Source organism: Photobacterium sp. Ph5 (assembly GCF_022129445.1).
Taxonomy (GTDB): Bacteria; Pseudomonadota; Gammaproteobacteria; order Enterobacterales; family Vibrionaceae; genus Photobacterium.
Window position 1 is genome coordinate 19,900 of the sequence record NZ_JADQAQ010000042.1, and the last position, 18,851, is coordinate 38,750.

The 18,851-nt window shown below is 41.1% G+C and carries 19 protein-coding genes and 1 other annotated feature; of the genes, 12 read left to right on the forward strand and 7 right to left on the reverse strand.

Features of this window, described 5'->3' with window-relative positions; translation table 11 throughout:
- Window positions 1–130: 130 nt before the first annotated feature.
- Complete coding sequence (locus I3259_RS15320; RefSeq protein WP_238030419.1) at window positions 131–751, reverse strand: L-threonylcarbamoyladenylate synthase; 621 nt, start codon at window positions 749–751, stop codon at window positions 131–133.
- Complete coding sequence (locus tag I3259_RS15325; protein WP_238030420.1) at window positions 751–1,641, reverse strand: PHP domain-containing protein; 891 nt, start codon at window positions 1,639–1,641, stop codon at window positions 751–753. Before I3259_RS15325 ends, I3259_RS15320 begins: the two co-directional genes overlap by 1 nt.
- A 175-nt stretch (window positions 1,642–1,816) precedes the next feature.
- Window positions 1,817–1,911, forward strand: a sequence feature (Trp leader region).
- Between the two features lie 79 nt (window positions 1,912–1,990).
- Here I3259_RS15325 and aroF point away from each other — a divergent pair.
- From aroF to gspS2, 11 genes are all read left to right on the forward strand, one after another.
- Window positions 1,991–3,004 (forward strand): 3-deoxy-7-phosphoheptulonate synthase, encoded by a 1,014-nt coding sequence (gene aroF, locus I3259_RS15330; protein ID WP_238030421.1) that lies wholly within the window; start codon window positions 1,991–1,993, stop codon window positions 3,002–3,004.
- Window positions 3,001–4,596, forward strand: a complete 1,596-nt coding sequence (locus tag I3259_RS15335) for an anthranilate synthase component 1 (RefSeq protein WP_238030422.1) — start codon at window positions 3,001–3,003, stop codon at window positions 4,594–4,596. Before aroF ends, I3259_RS15335 begins: the two co-directional genes overlap by 4 nt.
- An 11-nt stretch (window positions 4,597–4,607) precedes the next feature.
- Window positions 4,608–5,216 carry an aminodeoxychorismate/anthranilate synthase component II gene (locus tag I3259_RS15340; protein ID WP_238030423.1) on the forward strand — a complete coding sequence of 203 codons (609 nt, stop codon included), beginning with the start codon at window positions 4,608–4,610 and terminating at the stop codon, window positions 5,214–5,216.
- A 24-nt stretch (window positions 5,217–5,240) separates the two neighbouring features.
- Window positions 5,241–6,251: an anthranilate phosphoribosyltransferase gene (gene trpD / locus I3259_RS15345; RefSeq protein WP_238030424.1), complete on the forward strand. Its 1,011-nt coding sequence runs from the start codon at window positions 5,241–5,243 to the stop codon at window positions 6,249–6,251.
- 2 nt (window positions 6,252–6,253) lie between these two features.
- Window positions 6,254–7,654, forward strand: a complete 1,401-nt coding sequence (gene trpCF / locus I3259_RS15350; protein ID WP_238030425.1) for a bifunctional indole-3-glycerol-phosphate synthase TrpC/phosphoribosylanthranilate isomerase TrpF — start codon at window positions 6,254–6,256, stop codon at window positions 7,652–7,654.
- A 2-nt stretch (window positions 7,655–7,656) separates the two neighbouring features.
- Window positions 7,657–8,847, forward strand: coding sequence for a tryptophan synthase subunit beta (gene trpB, locus I3259_RS15355; RefSeq protein ID WP_105060545.1), 1,191 nt, complete (start codon window positions 7,657–7,659; stop codon window positions 8,845–8,847).
- Entirely contained in the window at window positions 8,847–9,653 is an 807-nt protein-coding gene (gene trpA / locus I3259_RS15360; protein ID WP_238030426.1) for a tryptophan synthase subunit alpha, read from the forward strand. Before trpB ends, trpA begins: the two co-directional genes overlap by 1 nt.
- Before the next feature lie 330 nt (window positions 9,654–9,983).
- A complete protein-coding gene (locus tag I3259_RS15365) occupies window positions 9,984–10,523 on the forward strand; it encodes a septation protein A (RefSeq protein ID WP_238030427.1) in 540 nt (179 codons plus the stop codon).
- A gap of 11 nt (window positions 10,524–10,534) precedes the next feature.
- Entirely contained in the window at window positions 10,535–10,933 is a 399-nt protein-coding gene (gene yciA / locus I3259_RS15370; RefSeq protein ID WP_238030428.1) for an acyl-CoA thioester hydrolase YciA, read from the forward strand.
- Between the two features lie 164 nt (window positions 10,934–11,097).
- On the forward strand, window positions 11,098–11,397 hold the full coding sequence (locus tag I3259_RS15375; RefSeq protein ID WP_006646989.1) for a YciI family protein: 300 nt from the start codon (window positions 11,098–11,100) through the stop codon (window positions 11,395–11,397).
- A 19-nt stretch (window positions 11,398–11,416) separates the two neighbouring features.
- Complete coding sequence (gspS2, locus tag I3259_RS15380) at window positions 11,417–11,818, forward strand: type II secretion system pilot lipoprotein GspS-beta (protein ID WP_238030429.1); 402 nt, start codon at window positions 11,417–11,419, stop codon at window positions 11,816–11,818.
- A gap of 105 nt (window positions 11,819–11,923) precedes the next feature.
- Here the strand turns inward: gspS2 and sbmA are convergent, their stop codons facing one another.
- The 4 genes from sbmA to I3259_RS15400 form a co-directional block, all read right to left on the reverse strand.
- Window positions 11,924–12,925: a peptide antibiotic transporter SbmA gene (sbmA, locus tag I3259_RS15385; protein ID WP_238030430.1), complete on the reverse strand. Its 1,002-nt coding sequence runs from the start codon at window positions 12,923–12,925 to the stop codon at window positions 11,924–11,926.
- Between the two features lie 278 nt (window positions 12,926–13,203).
- Entirely contained in the window at window positions 13,204–14,142 is a 939-nt protein-coding gene (locus I3259_RS15390) for a class I SAM-dependent methyltransferase (RefSeq protein WP_238030431.1), read from the reverse strand.
- Window positions 14,143–14,222: 80 nt separating this feature from the next.
- The gene (locus tag I3259_RS15395; RefSeq protein ID WP_238030432.1) at window positions 14,223–14,492 is read right to left on the reverse strand and encodes a hypothetical protein; all 270 of its coding nucleotides are present in this window, start codon (window positions 14,490–14,492) and stop codon (window positions 14,223–14,225) included.
- Window positions 14,493–14,644: 152 nt separating this feature from the next.
- Complete coding sequence (locus tag I3259_RS15400; protein WP_238030433.1) at window positions 14,645–15,340, reverse strand: TIGR01621 family pseudouridine synthase; 696 nt, start codon at window positions 15,338–15,340, stop codon at window positions 14,645–14,647.
- Between the two features lie 287 nt (window positions 15,341–15,627).
- Between I3259_RS15400 and cls the strand changes: the two genes are divergently transcribed.
- Window positions 15,628–17,079: a cardiolipin synthase gene (gene cls, locus I3259_RS15405; protein ID WP_238030434.1), complete on the forward strand. Its 1,452-nt coding sequence runs from the start codon at window positions 15,628–15,630 to the stop codon at window positions 17,077–17,079.
- A gap of 81 nt (window positions 17,080–17,160) precedes the next feature.
- Here the strand turns inward: cls and yiaY are convergent, their stop codons facing one another.
- A complete protein-coding gene (gene yiaY / locus I3259_RS15410) occupies window positions 17,161–18,309 on the reverse strand; it encodes an L-threonine dehydrogenase (RefSeq protein ID WP_238030435.1) in 1,149 nt (382 codons plus the stop codon).
- Between the last annotated feature and the right edge of the window lie 542 nt (window positions 18,310–18,851).

Here is an 18,851-nt window from a genome sequence, read left to right on the forward strand (position 1 = left end):
AAAGATAGTCGATTGCGAGGTTATTTACAGGAAAATCAAAGAAATAAAATAGGGTTAAAAACAAAAAAGCAAACAGCTAGAAACTAACTATTTGCTTTTATTAGAGTTACTGAATTTTCAAACCATTTAATTATTCAAACGGTGTCACATCACCGGCACCAACTCGAACAATATCAATTTCACCTTCACTAAAATCAATCACGGTTGTTGGCTGCTCGCCTAAGTAACCACCATGCATAATCAAATCAACCGCATGCTCTAACTTGTCGCGGATTTCATCGGGATCCGCTTCTGTTGTTTCATTACCCGGTAAAATAAGGCTAGTTGACATTAGTGGCTCACCTAACGCTTCAAGTAACGCCAATGCAATCGCATTATCAGGTACACGAATACCAATCGTTTTACGCTTTGCGTTCATTAAACGACGAGGCACTTCTTTTGTCCCTTTAAAGATAAAGGTGTATGCGCCTGGGGTGTTATTGCGTAATAGACGGAAAGCGATATTGTCAACACGGGTATACAAAGATAGCTCAGATAAGTCACGACATAACAAAGTGAAATTGTGCTTTTCGTTTAGGCGTCGGATCTGACAAATACGCTCTAGTGCTTGTTTGTTTTCTAACTGACAACCAAGGGCATAACCAGAATCCGTTGGATAAACCACGACACCGCCATTTTTAATAATTTCTACCGCTTGTTTAATCAAACGTGTTTGGGGTGTTTCTGGGTGAACATAAAAAAATTGACTCATTATTCCTCCTTTGAGGCAGCAGGCTCAGCCTGAATTTCTACCTCTACTCGCTTTTTCTCAACTTCCCAATCATGCCAAATCGCTGGAACATCTTTAGGGAGCCACAAGTTACGTCCTAATTCAGTCCAAGGTGATTGGTAATGAAAATCGGACCCTTGTGAAGCAAGTAAATTAAATTGTATGGCGTAATCCCCTAAGGTACGTCGTTCTTGCGGTGCTTGCTGAGGCTGCGATACTTCCATACCGTCACCACCCGCTTCAATGAAATGCTGGATTAATCGCTTAAGCCATTTTGCCGTCATGTTGTAACGACCAGGATGGGCAATAACCGCTTTACCGCCAGCGGCATGAATCACATCAATAGCATCGGCGATAGTGCACCAATTTGGCGGTACGTAACCGGGATTTCCGCGTGTTAAGAATTTCTTAAACACCGCCTGCATAGTTTTCGCATAACCTTGTTCAACAATCCAACGGGCGAAATGTGCACGAGTGATCGATGCATCACCCGCAAGTTTAGCAGCGCCTTCAAATGCCCCTGGCATTCTGTTTTTTTCAAGTCGCGCACCAATTTCTTTAGCACGTTCAAGTCGACGCTCTACTTGCTGCTCAATAAACGTCACTAACGTTGGATTTTGTGGGTCTATATTAAGCCCAACAATATGAATATCAAAGTTTTGCCACACGGTAGAGATTTCAATACCGTTAATTAATGTGATAGGCAAGGCTTCTTGCTCTATGACAGTATGCGCTTCATGTAGGCCAGCAACCGTATCGTGATCAGTAATTGCCAGGATGTCGACCCGCATATCTACGGCCCGTCGAACTAATTCTTGCGGCGTTAAGCGACCGTCAGACGCTGTAGTATGGCTATGTAAATCAAACAACATAAGTTTTATTCTTGACTTTATAATCGTGAACTAGTCTACTAGTACATAAATACCAAGTATCCAATACTTGATTGAGAGGCATCATGTACATTTAGCTGATAGCAAAAATGTAACTAATACCTAATAGGACTCTTACATGTTACAGCAAATTCAAAATCAACAATGCGTTTTCTTCAATAATTGGTGGTGGCACTCCTATTTACGGGCGGTGTGATTAGCTGTAACTCAGCAAAATAACAACGAGCCCGCCATCAAAGCGGGCTTTTTTATAACGCCAAATTTAACAAGATAAAAAATAAAACGGGCACTGCACCTAGCCTTCACTGCGACCATTTACAAGGATGACCTCATGATTATTGTCTTAAAACCGCAAGCGACAGAAGCTGATGCCAATAGCCTACTGGCTCAAATCGACAGTGTCGGATTAAAACCGCTATATATGCCAGGCAGTGAACGCATTGTGTTAGGTGCATTAGGTGATGAACGTGTTTTACAAAGCTTAAATATAGAAGCAAACCCTTTAGTTGAAACGGTAAAACCCATTTTAACTAAATACAAATTGGTTAGCCGAGAAGTTCAAGTCCACAACACAGTGGTACGTTTTGGCTTTGCCGCAGTAGGTGGCGATCGTTTTGCTGTTATTGCAGGCCCTTGCTCAGTCGAATCAGAGCAACAATTATTATCTGTTGCTGAAATGGTGAAATCTCATGGCGCTATGGCACTGCGAGGCGGCGCTTATAAACCCCGCACCAGCCCTTATGATTTTCAAGGTTTAGGGATAGAAGGGTTAAAATTGTTAAAAAAAGCCAATGACATGCTCGGTATTCCTACCGTATCTGAAGTCATGGATGTGAGCCAAGTTGAAAAAATGACTCAATATATTGATTGTTTTCAAATTGGTGCGAGAAATATGCAAAACTATGGTTTGTTAAAAATTATCGGTGAAAGTAAAAAACCGATCTTGCTCAAACGCGGACTTTCAGCCACTATCGAGGAATTGCTACTCGCTGCTGAATATATTTATGATGCAGGTAACCCAAATATCATTTTGTGTGAACGTGGTATTAGAACGTTTGAGACAGCAACGAGAAATACATTGGATCTCAATGCGGTCGCTTATTTAAAGCAACATACCCATTTGCCCGTGCTGGTAGACCCAAGCCATGGAACAGGTATTCGTGAGTTAGTGATCCCACTCTCACGCGCAGCGGCTGCTGTTGGCGCCGATGGCATCATTGTCGAATCACATTTAAACCCATGTGAAGCCTTATCTGATGGCCATCAAGCATTAACCGCACCAATGTTTGAACAATTAATGCAGGAATTAAAACCGTTTGTGGAAGCGGCAGGGAGAACGCTGTGAATACTCACTCAATAGGAAATCATCCACTAGGGCAAAATACATTAGCTGCTAATGAGATCGATCTTCTCAGCCTTGATGTACCTTATGTTGCCGATCCCACAGAACTGTACTTTTCAGTTTGTGGCGATCGCCCGCACAACCTTTTATTAGAATCAGCAGAAGTTGATTCTAAGCAAGATTTAAAGAGCTTAATGCTTGTTGATGCTGCAGTACGTATTGTTTGCCGCGGTAAAGAAGTCACGTTGGAAGCACTAACAAGTAATGGTGTGAATGTCATTACGCATTTACAAAGCCAACTGCCTAACGATATTCATGCAGCACTAAATGGAAAAACATTAACCTTGGTATTTCCATCCCACGCTCATGATATTGATGAGGATAGCCGCTTACGCCAAACCTCATCATTCGATGCTCTACGTTTGATCCAACATGCCTTTGATACCAAGCACCACCCAAAAGAAGCTTTATTCTTAGGTGGTCTATTTGCGTATGACTTAGTCGCTGATTTTGAGCCGCTACCAGAAGTGAAGCAAGACAATAACTGTCCTGACTATATTTTCTATATTGCCGAAACCTTGTTGATTATCGATCACCAACGTCGTAAAGGCACACTGCAAGCGACTTTATTTGGTGGCGAGCACTACACCAATAGCTATCATGATTTAAGTCGTCGCCTACAAGCGATTAAAGAGATCTGTTTAAACCCTCAGCCTGTGCCTCCCGCACAAGTATTAGCGAAATGTGAGCCAGAAGCGTCTATTAGTGATGAAGATTTCTGCCAAACTGTTAACGATCTTAAGCAATACGTTATCAATGGCGATGTGTTCCAAGTAGTGCCATCACGCCAATTTACTTTGCCATGCCCTTCAACGCTCGCGGCATATAAAGCACTAAAAATTGGCAACCCAAGCCCTTACATGTTCTTTTTGCAAGACTCAGAATTCACCCTCTTTGGCGCCTCTCCTGAAAGTGCACTGAAATATTGTTCAGACTCAAACCAAGTTGAGATATACCCGATTGCAGGTACTCGACCACGAGGCAAAAACAGCGACGGTTCAATTAACCTTGATTTAGATGGTCGTATTGAATTAGAGCTACGTTGCGATAAAAAAGAGAATGCTGAACACATGATGTTAGTGGATTTAGCACGTAATGATGTCGCAAGGATCAGTGAAGCAGGAAGCCGTTACGTTGCTGATTTACTGAAAGTTGATCGTTACAGCCATGTGATGCACTTAGTTTCTCGCGTGGTTGGTCAATTGCGTGGCGAACTTGATGCCCTTCATGCGTACCAAGCGTGTATGAACATGGGTACATTAACAGGGGCACCGAAAATCCGAGCTATGCAGCTTATCCGTGATGTTGAACAACGTCGCCGTGGCAGTTATGGCGGTGCTGTCGGTTATCTCACCGGTCACGGTGATATGGATACTTGTATCGTGATCCGCTCAGCCTACGTTGAAAATGGTATTGCGAGTGTTCAAGCTGGTGCTGGCGTGGTTTACGACTCCATTCCACAAGCAGAAGCCGATGAAACGCGTGGTAAAGCGCAAGCGGTGATTAACGCTATTCGCACCGCACATCAAGGTTAAGGAGAACCACAATGACAAACACAACCCCAGCCCATATTGTGCTACTCGACAACTTTGATTCGTTTACTTACAACCTTGTTGATCAGTTTCGTTCTCTCGGTCATCCAGTAACGATTTACCGTAATAACTTGACCGCAGAACAAGTTGAAAACGCATTAGAGGAGAAAACTCATCCCGTTTTAGTACTATCACCGGGACCTGGTGCACCAGCTAACGCCGGATGTATGCCTGAACTGATCCAACGCGTGAAAGGTAAAGTTCCTATGATTGGGATTTGCCTAGGACAACAAGCGATTGTTGAAGCCTACGGCGGTAAAGTTTCAGGGGCAGGTGAAATTGTCCATGGTAAAGCAGCAATGATGAGCCATAACCAACATGCGGTATTTGGCAATTTACCTAACCCTCTCTCAATTGCACGTTACCATTCATTAGTGGCAACAGAAGTCCCCGAAACACTACAAACCATTGCCGATGTAAATGGACTGGTAATGGCTGTTTTACATGAACAAGATAAAGTATGTGGTTTCCAATTTCACCCAGAATCAATCCTCACAACGCAAGGTGCAGAGCTATTAACGCACACGCTGAACTGGGTGATGAGTCGTAACGAAACCGAATAACTAAAAGCATTAAGGAAGATGATTATGGATCACAAAATTTACGACATTGCCAATAAACTCTACGATCAAGAATCTCTGAGCCAAGAAGATAGCCACACCTTGTTTGATGCAATCATCAAAGGTGAAGTGGATCCTATCATTCTTTCAGCTGTACTAACGTCACTGAAAATTAAAGGTGAAACGCCGCAAGAAATTGCTGGAGCCGCGAGCGCTTTAGTCGCCAACGCCAACAACTTCCCAAGCCCAGATTATGACTTTGCTGACATCGTAGGGACTGGTGGTGATGGGGCCAATACCATCAATATTTCAACTACAGCAGCGTTTGTAGCCGCTGCGTGTGGCATTAAAGTGGCGAAACACGGTAACCGTGGCGTTTCAAGCAAATCAGGCTCTTCAGATCTACTTGATAAGTTTGGTATCAACCTTGCGATGACACCTGAAAACGCGCGTGGCGCATTAGATGAACTTGGCGTGTGTTTCTTGTTCGCGCCTGAGTATCACGGTGGTGTACGCCATGCTATGCCTGTACGTCAAACATTGAAAACACGCACCATCTTCAATGTACTGGGGCCTTTAATTAATCCAGCAAAACCTAACATTGAACTTATGGGTGTTTACGACAATAGCTTAGTTCGCCCGATAGCTGAGACCATGGCTACCATGGGCATGAAGCGTGCAGCAGTCGTTCACGGCAGTGGTTTAGATGAAGTGGCTATTCATGGTGAAACTCATGTTGCGGAAATCATTAATGGCGAAATCACCGAATACACCCTAACTCCTGCTGATTTCGGTTTGGACACCTACCCTTTAGAGGCGATTAAAGGCGGAGAACCAGAAGAGAACCGTGCCATTATCACTAACATTTTAACCGGTAAAGGTACGCCTGCCCAAGTTGGTGCGGTGGCAGTAAATGTAGCCCTGCTATTACGTTTATTCGGTCAAGAAGATCTTAAACAAAATACGCAACAAGCCATTGAAGTCATGCAATCAGGCAAAGCTTTTGAATTAGTTGAAAAATTGGCAGCACGAGGATAGTCATGGAAACCGTATTAGCAAAAATTGTTGCTGACAAAAAAATTTGGGTAGAAGCACGTAAAGCATCACAGCCACTTGATTCATTTATTCATGATCTCGTCCCTAGTGATCGCGACTTCTACCAAGCGTTATCATCCAATACTGATAATGGTGTAGATCGTCCTGCATTCATTCTTGAATGTAAAAAAGCCTCACCATCAAAAGGTTTGATCCGAGACGATTTTAATCTTGATTACATTGCTAGTGTGTACAACAACTACGCCAGTGCGATTTCAGTACTCACCGATGAAAAGTACTTCCAAGGTAACTTTGAGTTTCTCCCTCAAGTCCGTGGTCAAGTACGTCAACCCGTACTATGTAAAGACTTCATGGTTGATACCTACCAAGTCTATCTAGCTCGTCACTATCAAGCGGATGCTATTTTGCTTATGTTGTCAGTCCTTAATGACGAGGAATACCAAACTCTTGCTGATGTTGCCAATCAATTAAATCTTGGCATTTTGACCGAAGTGAGTAACGAAGAAGAGCTTGAACGTGCGATTAACTTAAAAGCGAAAGTTGTCGGTATTAACAACCGTAATTTACGCGATTTAAGTATTGATTTAGACCGCACCAAGCAACTTGCTCCGAAATTATCACCAGACACGATTGTGATTTCAGAGTCTGGCATTTACAGCAATCAAGAAATTCGCCAGTTATCTCAATATGCCAATGGTTTTTTAATTGGTAGCTCGTTAATGGCAGAAGATAACCTCGATCTTGCGGTGCGTCGTGTGTTACTTGGTGATAACAAGGTCTGCGGATTAACCGAAGCGAAAGACGCCACTATCGCTTACCAAAATGGTGCCGTTTACGGCGGTTTAATTTTTATTCCTGCATCCCCTCGCTGTGTGGATATCGAGCAAGCACGCCATGTGATGACAGGTGCCCCACTCGACTATGTTGGCGTATTCCAAAATGCAGAACTTGAAACAATTGTCGATACAGTAAAACAACTGGTACTAAGTGTTGTGCAGCTACATGGCACAGAAACACAGCAATACATTAATGAGCTAAAAGCACAACTTCCAGCTCAATGTAAAATTTGGAAAGCCCACGGGGTATCAGATGCTTTACCTGATTTATCAGCATACCAAGTTGATAAACACCTTGTTGATAGTAAAGTAGGTAATCAAACTGGTGGTACAGGGACAAGCTTCGACTGGTCGTTGATCCAAAGCGGCGATCGCAAAGGTATATTACTGGCTGGTGGCTTAAATGCAGACAACGCACAACAAGCGGCAGCATTAGGATTTGATGGCCTTGATTTAAATTCTGGTGTGGAAAGTGCGCCAGGTAAAAAAGACCCGAATAAATTGAGTGCGGCATTCGCGGCAATCAAAGATATTAAGGACGATAAATAATTATGAGTAAATTAGATGCCTTTTTTGGCGAATTTGGTGGTCAGTATGTACCACAAATTTTAGTGCCTGCATTAGACCAATTGGAAGATGCGTTTATTGAAGCGCAGCAAGACCCAAGTTTTCAACAAGAATTTATTACACTACTTAAAGAATACGCTGGTCGTCCAACTGCCCTAACGCTATGTCAGAACTTGACGAAAGGGACAAAAACAAAGCTATACCTGAAACGTGAAGATTTATTACACGGTGGCGCGCACAAAACTAACCAAGTGTTAGGTCAAGCATTACTTGCTAAACGCATGGGTAAAAACGAGATCATCGCTGAAACAGGTGCCGGTCAACACGGTGTTGCTACCGCACTTGCTTGTGCACTACTCGGCCTTAAATGCCGCGTTTATATGGGTGCTAAAGATGTTGAACGTCAAAGCCCTAACGTATTCCGTATGAAGTTGATGGGCGCAGAAGTCATTCCTGTCCACTCAGGCTCTGCAACCTTAAAAGATGCTTGTAATGAAGCAATGCGCGATTGGTCTGCAAGTTATGACAAAGCACACTACTTGCTAGGTACTGCAGCGGGCCCTCACCCATTCCCAACGATTGTACGAGAATTCCAGCATATTATTGGTGAAGAAACTAAAGCCCAGATCTTAGAGAAAGAAGGTCGCCTACCTGATGCGGTTATTGCTTGTGTCGGTGGTGGTTCAAATGCCATCGGTATGTTCTCGGATTTCATTGAAGAAACAGATGTGAAACTGATTGGTGTAGAGCCTGCCGGTAAAGGTTTAGATACCGATATGCATGGTGCACCTCTTAAACACGGAACCTTGGGTATTTTCTTTGGTATGAAAGCACCACTGATGCAAGATCAACACGGTCAAGTTGAAGAGTCTTACTCTGTATCAGCAGGTCTTGATTTCCCATCTGTCGGTCCACAACATGCTCACTTAAATGCAACAGGTCGTGCTGAATACGGCTCTGTGACTGATGATGAAGCACTGGATGCATTCCAATTGCTCGCCCGTAAAGAAGGAATCATTCCTGCGCTTGAGTCTGCTCATGCATTAGCTTATGCAATGAAGCTTATTCATGCTGAGCCAGAAAAAGAACAATTGCTGGTTGTTAACTTATCAGGTCGTGGTGACAAGGATATCTTTACTGTTCACGATATTTTGCAGGAAAAAGGAGCACTATAATGGATCGTTATCAACAATTATTCAGCACATTAGCTGAGCGCAATGAAGGCGCTTTTGTGCCTTTTGTTACCATTGGCGATCCAACACCAGAACAATCAATGAAGATCATTGATACCTTGGTTGAATCTGGCGCTGATGCTTTAGAATTAGGTATTCCATTTTCAGATCCTCTCGCTGATGGTCCTACCATTCAAGGTGCAACCATTCGCGCATTAGAATCAGGCACCACACCAACCTTGTGTTTTGAATTACTAACACAAATTCGTCAGAAATACCCAGACGTGCCAGTCGGGTTATTGATGTACGCTAACCTTGTGTTTGCCGCTGGCATCGATAACTTTTATCAGCAGTGTGCAAAAGCAGGAGTTGATTCAGTATTAATTGCTGATGTTCCCGTTAATGCGTCACAAGAGTTTCGTGATGCGGCAAATAAATACGGTGTTCACCCTATTTTTATTGCGCCACCTAATGCTGATGATGCAACACTACAGGCGGTCTCTGAGCTCGGTGGTGGTTACACTTACCTGTTATCACGCGCAGGTGTAACGGGGGCTGAAACTAAAGCAGGCATGCCAATTGATCATTTGCTTTCAAGCCTTAAAGCACATAATGCCCCACCAGCCATTTTAGGCTTTGGTATTTCATCACCAGAACAAGTCCGTGATGCTATTGAAGCGGGTGCGGCGGGTGCAATTTCAGGATCCGCTGTAGTAAAAATCATTGAGCAAAATCTTGATGACAATAACCAAATGCTTGCAAAACTGGCTGAATTTATTTCAGCAATGAAAGCGGCAAGTAAAGGCTAAAAAACCTTCAAAACATTTATTAATAAAAGCCTATCCCCTGAAAACCACTTTCTCGTTGATAGGCTTTTTACTATTTATATCTGCATAAAATTACTCTTCCAGCTTCATCTATTACTTAGTCTATTTCTCCAAACTCAGCAGAAAATATCGAATTTAACCGTTGCCATTGTTAATAGCCTGTTCGAGCAGCAACCGACTCAAAAATAAACCATATTCATAACGTTCAAGCTACTCTCTCATCCAGTCGTGAAAAGTCGCTTTTTTGAACATTTTTCATTCATGATTCTAAAAAGGTATACTATCAATAATTATTAAAAATGAGTTGTTGTAATGAAACAATTAATAGATTTTATCCCCCTTATAATTTTCTTTATTTTATTCAAAACGAGTGGCATTTTTATCGCCACAGGCGCTTTAATTGCAGCAACAGCGGTTCAGGTAGCTTTGACTTGGTTCATCTATAAAAAAGTCGAAAAAATGCAACTTGTTACTTTCGTATTAGTGGCTATTTTTGGTGGTTTAACGATTTTTCTCCATGATGAAAACTTCATTAAGTGGAAAGTCACCATCATTTACGCCATCTTTGCTTTAGCCTTATTGATCAGCCAATTTATGGGTAAACCACTGATCAAAAGTATGCTAGGTAAAGAAATTACTTTACCAGAATCAATTTGGTTACGAATTAACCTTGCTTGGAGTGTGTTTTTTGTTGTCTGTGCTACAGTAAACATCTATATTGCATTCAATTTCCCGCTAGATATATGGGTAGACTTTAAGGTATTTGGGCTATTAGCATTAACGCTGCTCTTTACCTTCCTCACCGGTGGCTACATTTATCGCCACTTACCGAAAAGTGACAATAACCAGTAAAGTTGTAAATCATGAACACTGAAAATAATATCCCTCGCGGACAGCTTCTGCTTCGCACGCTTGCCATGCCAGCCGACACCAACGCCAATGGTGATATCTTTGGTGGTTGGATCATGTCCCAGTTGGATCTAGCAGGCGCTATCCTTGCTAAAGAAATTTCCGGCGGACGTGTTGTGACTGTCTCTGTTGATAAAATAGAGTTTAAAGCCCCTGTTGGTGTTGGTGACGTGGTTTGTTGTTACGGTGAATGTAAGCGCATTGGTAATACATCCATGAGCGTAGGTCTTGAAGTTTGGGTTAAGCCTGTTGATGTTGAAGCTGTTGGTGATCGCTACCGTGTGTGTGAAGCTACATTTAACTATGTTGCAATTAATAGTGAAGGTCGTCCGCGCCCTATCGTAAAAGCATAATCAAACGCAGCAATATTTCGCTAACAAGTACAACATTAGCCGACAAAAAAGCACTAACGTCTAGTTAGTGCTTTTTTTATTGGTTACTATGGGGAAATAGAACAACAAGATAGCCAGCGACACCTTACTGCTATCACTTCTGTACTTTATTAGGGAGAACAATAATGTGGTACGTCATTTTTTCTCAAGATGTTGAAAATAGCTTAGAGCGACGTATGAGCGTTCGTGAAAAACATCTTGCACGTTTAAAAGATTTACAAGAACAAGGTCGCTTGTTAGTTGCAGGTCCTATGCCTGCTATTGATAGTGAGAATCCAGGTGATGCAGGATTTACAGGCTCGACTGTTATTGCTGAATTTGCTTCTTTAGAACAAGCACAACAATGGGCAGATGCAGATCCTTATATTGATGCAGGCGTATACGCTAATGTGATTGTGAAGCCATTCAAAAAAGTGCTTCCATAATTTATTTAAGGGCGAGATTGTGAAATTAACTATAAGCAAAGCGCTAATCACTGCATCATTAGGTTTATTACTGCTTAGTGGCTGTGCTTCTCATGAAAAGCAACAAATTGCAGAAACATTAGCAAAAAGCCGCGCGGCTGCTATTGATAGTAAAGCACCTTATCCAAAAATTGATGCTTACCAAATTACGCAAGCTTACGCGTCGGGAAGTACCGTTAAGATTAATGTTATTTATGGTGGGAAAAGTCGTGTTTCACCATCAAATGCTGTCAAGGCTGCTGCAAGAAACTATTGTAATAACAAAGAAATAAAACCATTATTTGATAGCGGCGTAGATTACCTAATTACGATCAAAGATATCAGTGGTCGTACAATGGCGCAGCAAACAGTATCTAAAGACTCTTGTGAATCACTGAATTAACATTCATTTTCACAACGATAAAAGCCCGTACCAATGATCATTTTGTACGGGCTTTTCCATTCTCTATTTAAAATCTGCCATCACATTATTTCAGCATAATCCTACTTAATCTGCAGGCACTTGTTCTGCTGCAATCGCTTCGTCTATTTGCAATTCAAATGCTTTAAGACGTTTATAAATAGACATTAATTCAACAATGGTGCTCCATGAATGAACAAGGAATTGGAAAGATTCTTCTACCTTACCAAAGGCACGTAAAATTTGCTGCAACACGCCGAGCGTTAATGCCCCAGATACAATAGCAGGTCCCAACGCAATATACGGCACAATGACGGTATATTGAATGTATGACCATTTCGCAATATCAAAGTAAAGATAGTGACGATATAAATTAAAGTAGTTCTTACGTACGTTGAAAAATAACTCGCCAACTGTCTCTGGCTGTGCTCTAGTGCTTTGATCTTCACCAAAAACCAGCTCTTTCCGATATGCCGCTTCAACTTTTTGGTTTTTAAATTCAAGTCCAGGTAATTTGACACCAACAATCGCCAGTAAAACTGTCCCAAACAAGGCAGAAATAATAGCTAAATACACTAATGATCGGTCAACTTCACCTATCCACGGTAGTTCAGTAATGTTTTCACTCAGCACCCATAAAATAGGTAGGAAGGCGACTAACGTCATTAATGAGCGCATGAAGCTCACCCCTAACCCTTCAACAATACGTGCAAAACGCATAGTGTCTTCTTGAACACGCTGCGAAGCACCTTCAATATGGTGAATTTTATCCCAGTGTGACATGTAGTAATTATTCATCGCTGTTCGCCAACGGAAAACATAGTGACGAACAAAGAAATCAAGCATCACGGCAATAATGATATAAACAGAGACAATATTAAAAAACTCGATACAACCAGAAAGAAACTCATCAAACGTAACCGCATGAGGTTTCGCCAGTGCTTTCTGGATCAAATCATAAAATGTCCCAAACCATTCATTCACCTCAACATCAATCTGCACTTTGTACCAAGTCACATACAGAATTAAGGCACTACCTAAAATCGACCATAAAAACCAGCGTCGATCGAGAAAAAAAGACTTAAACATATTGACTCATCCTTAATCTATGTTTTGTTATGTGTCTACCCTAAACGAACTAACAATCCTGCGTTTTTTTTATATGTTCTATCTTTTCAGTATTTGTCAGCTGCTACAAAATTGCAACATTAGCCTTAATTATGAACAAGTTAGTAAGGTTGAATATATGGCTATGTGATGATTTATCCATTTTTATCACTAGTAACGTAGTAATTAGATACAAAAAATCCCTTACATTAAAAACATAAGGGATAAGAAATTAGTTGTCTCTATTTTCTATTTTTCAATTAGTTGCGCTGGAATATCAATGCCTTTAAACCACCTTCTAGCTCAATATCTTTAAACTCTGGTGGATTATCAAGACGTTTTTCAAACACCAGCTCTGGGGCTTCTGCAGCCATACCTTCAATTAAGAAAGCTGAAGTAATGCTCGGATCATTCACGCACGCTAACACTGTACCGTTTTCGGTTAACAATTCAGGCAAGCGACGTAAGATCTTTTGGTAATCTTTCGTGAGCGCAAAGCTACCTTTCTGAAATGAAGGTGGATCAATAATAATGAGATCGTATGGGCCATATTTGCGCACCTTTCCCCATGACTTAAATAGTTCATGACCTAAGAAACTGACTTTCTTTAAATCATGTTTATTTAAATGGTGATTATCACGACCACGGCTTAATGCTGCTTTTGCCATATCAAGGTTCACAACATGCTCTGCGCCACCAGCAATCGCAGCAACTGAGAAACCACAGGTGTAAGCGAATAAATTCAATACACGTTTACCTGCTGCTTGCTCGCGAACCCAATCACGGCCTAATCGCATATCAAGGAATAAGCCATTATTCTGCTTACGCCCCAGATCTAGCTTATACACTAGACCACTTTCAATCACATCTTGATATTCTGACGTTTCACCCCACATCACCTCCATCGGGGAGCCGTCTCGATCACGATGTTGAAGTAATAGCGATGTCGCACCACTGTTTTGCCATTCTGCTGTTTTAGTCAGGTTAATAAGCAAAGTGGTAAGTTCAGCTAAGAACTCAGTAGAAGGCTCTTTAAACAAGGAAACAAGTACTTGACCTTGTAGCCAATCAACCGTTATTTGCTCTAACCCTTGCCAGCAACGTCCACGCCCATGAAAGAATCGGCGAACTTCGTTAGGCGGTGAAGACAAGGCTGTTAGTAGATGAGCTTCTAAAGTGGGTAATGCACTTATTTCCATAATTTCAAACTATATAGTGAATTAAGGGCGCTATTTTATACACTGACCACAAGAATACCAGTTTCTACATCTTATATTACTCAAGCCGCTAATAATATGGTCGTTGGTACCACTGAAGCCATAATTTCTCTAGGCGAACAAAGCGGTATAAATGCAGGATAATTACGGTAAATTAACTGTGAAGATAATTGAAAAATACCAGTGTTAGTCTGTTTCAATTCTGGGAGATAAGGAGAATAGAACGTAGCGTGTTTTAATCGAAAAAACTGCTGAGCTCGATAACGACAATGACGAAGTTGACGTTGATTACGAAGTTGCTTTCTATGAGCTCGTGAGCGGGCAATACGCATAGTCTTTCTCTTACTAGGTTGATCCTAGACAGCCATTATACGTTAAGCTTATTGATAGTTATAGCACCAAAGATATACGCTAATACTAATTGCTGAGGATTTCTACAGTTCCCAATAAACTGCAGAAAAACACAGCAATCATTTAAATAACTTTATACACTTGCCTTTTTATAAGCCAATGTCGGCCACTCTAGTTGCCATGGCTGATTCCAATCACTTAACGCCTGCTGTGTCTCTGCCACTTGCCACAATTTACCGTCTGTTGGTGGGCAAATAAAAGACTGTGTCTCACCTTTATAAGGAAAAGACAATGCATAAGCATGTAAGTAACCACGATCTGACGCTTCAGTGCCATAGATCTCATCACCAGTGATGCCAGAGCCTACACTGCGTAATGCAACACGAATTTGATGCGTTTTACCCGTATGAGGCTTACATAAAAATAAACGTCGCCCCTCACCTGCTGCTGTTGAAAAAAACTGGGTGATAGCTGGATTTTCTTTTGTACTTTCTAACTTCCAACTACTACGACGTGAGCGGGACATATCACCAATCACCACACCTTGTTTTTTCTTTGGCTTTTTGGTGCCTATCGCAACATAAAACTTTTCGACTACCCGCTCTGCAAAATTTGAAGATAGGATCGATGCCGCTTCTTTATTTCGCCCAAGCAATAGTAAACCTGATGTCATTTTGTCGAGGCGATGGATCAAATACAGCTTTTCATCCCCAGTCTGTTCAGCAACAGCTGCAAGCAACGGCTGATCATTGTCATCTTTATGAACACTGATACCAGGGTGCTTATTAATCACTAAAAAATCAGGGTGTTGGTAAACAAGAGTAAACATAGGGCAGCCTTAGAACAAATAAGCGAGCGAGTATACCAGCACAATATAAAAGGAAAAGTCAGGGGTGAAATTAACACCCTATCAAATGTTATATATCCATCTGACCAACATCTCCTTTCTTATCAAATCAATCATTAAGAATAGGTATAATTCATGCACTAAATTAAACAGTTAAAAACTGATTTCTCACTCACTTTCAGTTAATAAACATCCTAAATACTAGGTTTTTTTCACTTTTCAATGCACTATATATCTATAACGTATTAATGAAACAATGAAGTCATTTGATGGAACAATTTTATCAAGTCTTAACGTGGATTGGCGTTTTCGCCTACTGGTTACTCATCGCATCGGTTACTGTTCGCGTCGTATTTAAACGTCGTGTTGTTGGAGTATCGCTCGCATGGATGATGATCATTTACATCGTACCTATCGGTGGGGTAATTGCATATCTATTATTCGGTGAATTAAATCTTGGTAAGAAACGTGCTGAACGTGCACGTGAAATGTTTTTGCCTTTTGCTAACTGGTTTAAACAACTCAATGATTGTCCAGGGCATCAACCTCAAAATATGAGCCTGGTTGCTAAGCCGATCAGTGATTTATGTGAAAACAGATTAGGTATACCTGGACTTATTGGTAATGATCTTTCTTTGCAATCCTCGCCACAAGAAATTTTACGATCACTGGTTAACGACATAAACCATGCACAACATTCAATCCACCTTGAATTTTATATCTGGAACCCTGGCGGGCTTGCTGATGAAGTCGGCGTTGCTTTAATTCAAGCGGCTAAACGTGGTGTTAGAGTCCGCTTATTACTTGATTCTGCAGGTAGCATGCGCTTCTTCCAATCGCATTGGCCGAAGTTAATGCGTGGTGCTGGCATCGAATTAGTTGAAGCCTTAGCTGTATCACCATTTAGGATGTTCTTCCGTCGTCTTGATTTACGCCTACACCGTAAAATTGTCGTGGTTGATGATCATATTGCTTACACCGGCTCTATGAATTTAGTCGATCCTGCATTCTTTAAAGTTGATGCTGGTGTGGGTCAATGGGTCGATGTCATGGTACGAATTTCTGGCCCAACGGTCTCAGTTTTAAATTGTATTCAAGCATGGGATTGGGAAGTTGAAACAGGAAAACGCTTTTTACCACCATTACCTAACTGTGCATTTGATACTGCACACAAAGATACAGTACAAGTCATACCATCTGGCCCAGGCATGCCAGATGATATTATTCATCAAGCATTATTACTGAGTATTTACCAAGCAAAAAAATCTGTTGTTATCACAACCCCTTACTTCGTGCCGAGTGAACATTTATTACATGCCATGAAAGGGGCCGCAGATCGTGGTATTGCAGTACACATTGTTATTCCACGTAAAAATGATTCAGTTATGGTGGAATGGGCAAGCCGATCATTCTTTAGTGATTTACTTGAATCTGGGGTACATATCCACCGTTTCCACGGCGGGTTATTACACACAAAATCAGTGGTCATTGATGATAGCCATTGCCTAATTGGTACCGTAAATCTTGATATGCGAAGCTTATGGCTTAACTTTGAAGTAACGATGGCGGTCGATAATATCGTTTTCACACAAGAGCTCAGCCAGCTACAACAAAGTTATATTGCTGATTCCGACGAAATCGATCGTGAACAATGGAGTAAACGTTCAATGAAGAATAAATTTATCGAGCGCTTTTTCTATATGTTTAGCCCACTGCTTTAACGCAATTAAGCGAATACAAAAATTAACCATTAAAAAAGGCAATCATCTGATTGCCTTTTTACTATCTCATGACTTTAGCAATTACATTGCAGCCATAAAGATCTGTGATATTTCTTCATGGGTTGCTTGTTTAGGGTTAGTAAATCCACAAGCATCTTTCAACGCATTATCAGCGAGTAATGCGATATCCTCTTCTTTCACACCAAGTTCTTTTAAACCAAGTGGAATACCAACATCTTTAGATAGCGCCACTATTGCTTCAAGTGCTGCATTAGCCCCCTGCTCTGCTGTCATATCTTCAACATTCACACCCATCGCTTTTGCTACGTCAAGTAAACGCTCAGATGATACTTGCGCGTTATAACGCTGAACATGTGGCAGTAAAACGGCATTACAGACACCATGAGGCAAGTTATAGTAACCACCCAACTGATGCGCCATCGCATGTACATAACCGAGTGACGCATTGTTAAATGCCATACCTGCCATGAACTGCGCATACGCCATTTGCTCACGAGCATTAAGGTTCTGACCTTCTTTCACTGCGGTACGTAGGTTTTGTTGAATTAACTCAATCGCTTTAATCGCCACAGCATCAGTAATGGGTGTTGCAGCTGTTGAAACATACGCTTCAATCGCGTGAGTTAATGCATCCATCCCTGTTGCAGCGGTTAATGATGCAGGTTTTGCCAACATTAACTGAGGATCATTTACTGATATCAATGGGGTTGTATTTTTATCGACAATCGCCATCTTAATATGACGCTCTTCATCAGTAATGATACAGAAACGGGTCATCTCCGATGCAGTACCCGCTGTAGTGTTAATAGCAACCACAGGGAGCTGTGCTTTTGCAGAGCGATCAACACCTTCGTAGTCACCAATTTGACCACCGTTCGCAGCTAATAGCGCAATACCTTTCGCGCAGTCATGTGGAGAACCACCGCCTAATGAAATCACAAAATCACATTGGTTTTCTTTTAGTAACGCTAAACCTTCATCAACGTTTTTAATCGTTGGGTTTGGTTGAGTACCATCATAAACCACAGAATCAATATCACGCTCAGTGAGCAATACAGCCACTTGAGTGACAACACCAATTTGGTTCAATACTTTATCAGTAACAATTAATGCTTTTTTAAAACCGTGAGATTTAATCGCATCTGCTGCTTGGGTAAGACAACCAGCACCCATAAAGTTAACTGTAGGAATATAAAATGCACTACTCATAATACTCACCTTAATATCAATAAAACTAATTACCAAAACACTCTCGTAAAAATGCTTTCGTTAATTTCACAAAGGAATTCTCAAATACCTTTATAGTATTGTTTTACCTGCTTGGTTAATTGTTTATTTGATCTAAAACAAAAAAGTGAGCGTCATAATGAACTTAAATTTTAACTTTTATATTGTTCTCAATATTCATTTCTTATTATCTTTTTATTGAAAAATATTATTTCAATACGTAAACAATAATAAAAACCAACCAGAAAAAACCTTTAAAAACGTGAGTAACGTCAATTAAAAAACCACTGATTAATGATAGCAATTCAAAAACAGCCCCCCTTCACAGAAACGCCTGATAGAATAAAAGCACGTATAATTATTTGCATTGCACAATACTTATACATTTTTATTACTCACATCGCATTTTTTTACTTCATTAATTGCACAGACATTTAAATCAAACGCATTATTTCGCTATTACATTTAAATTCCTGATTACCACTATTTAACAGCCACTGTTAAATTATCTCCTATACTTCAAG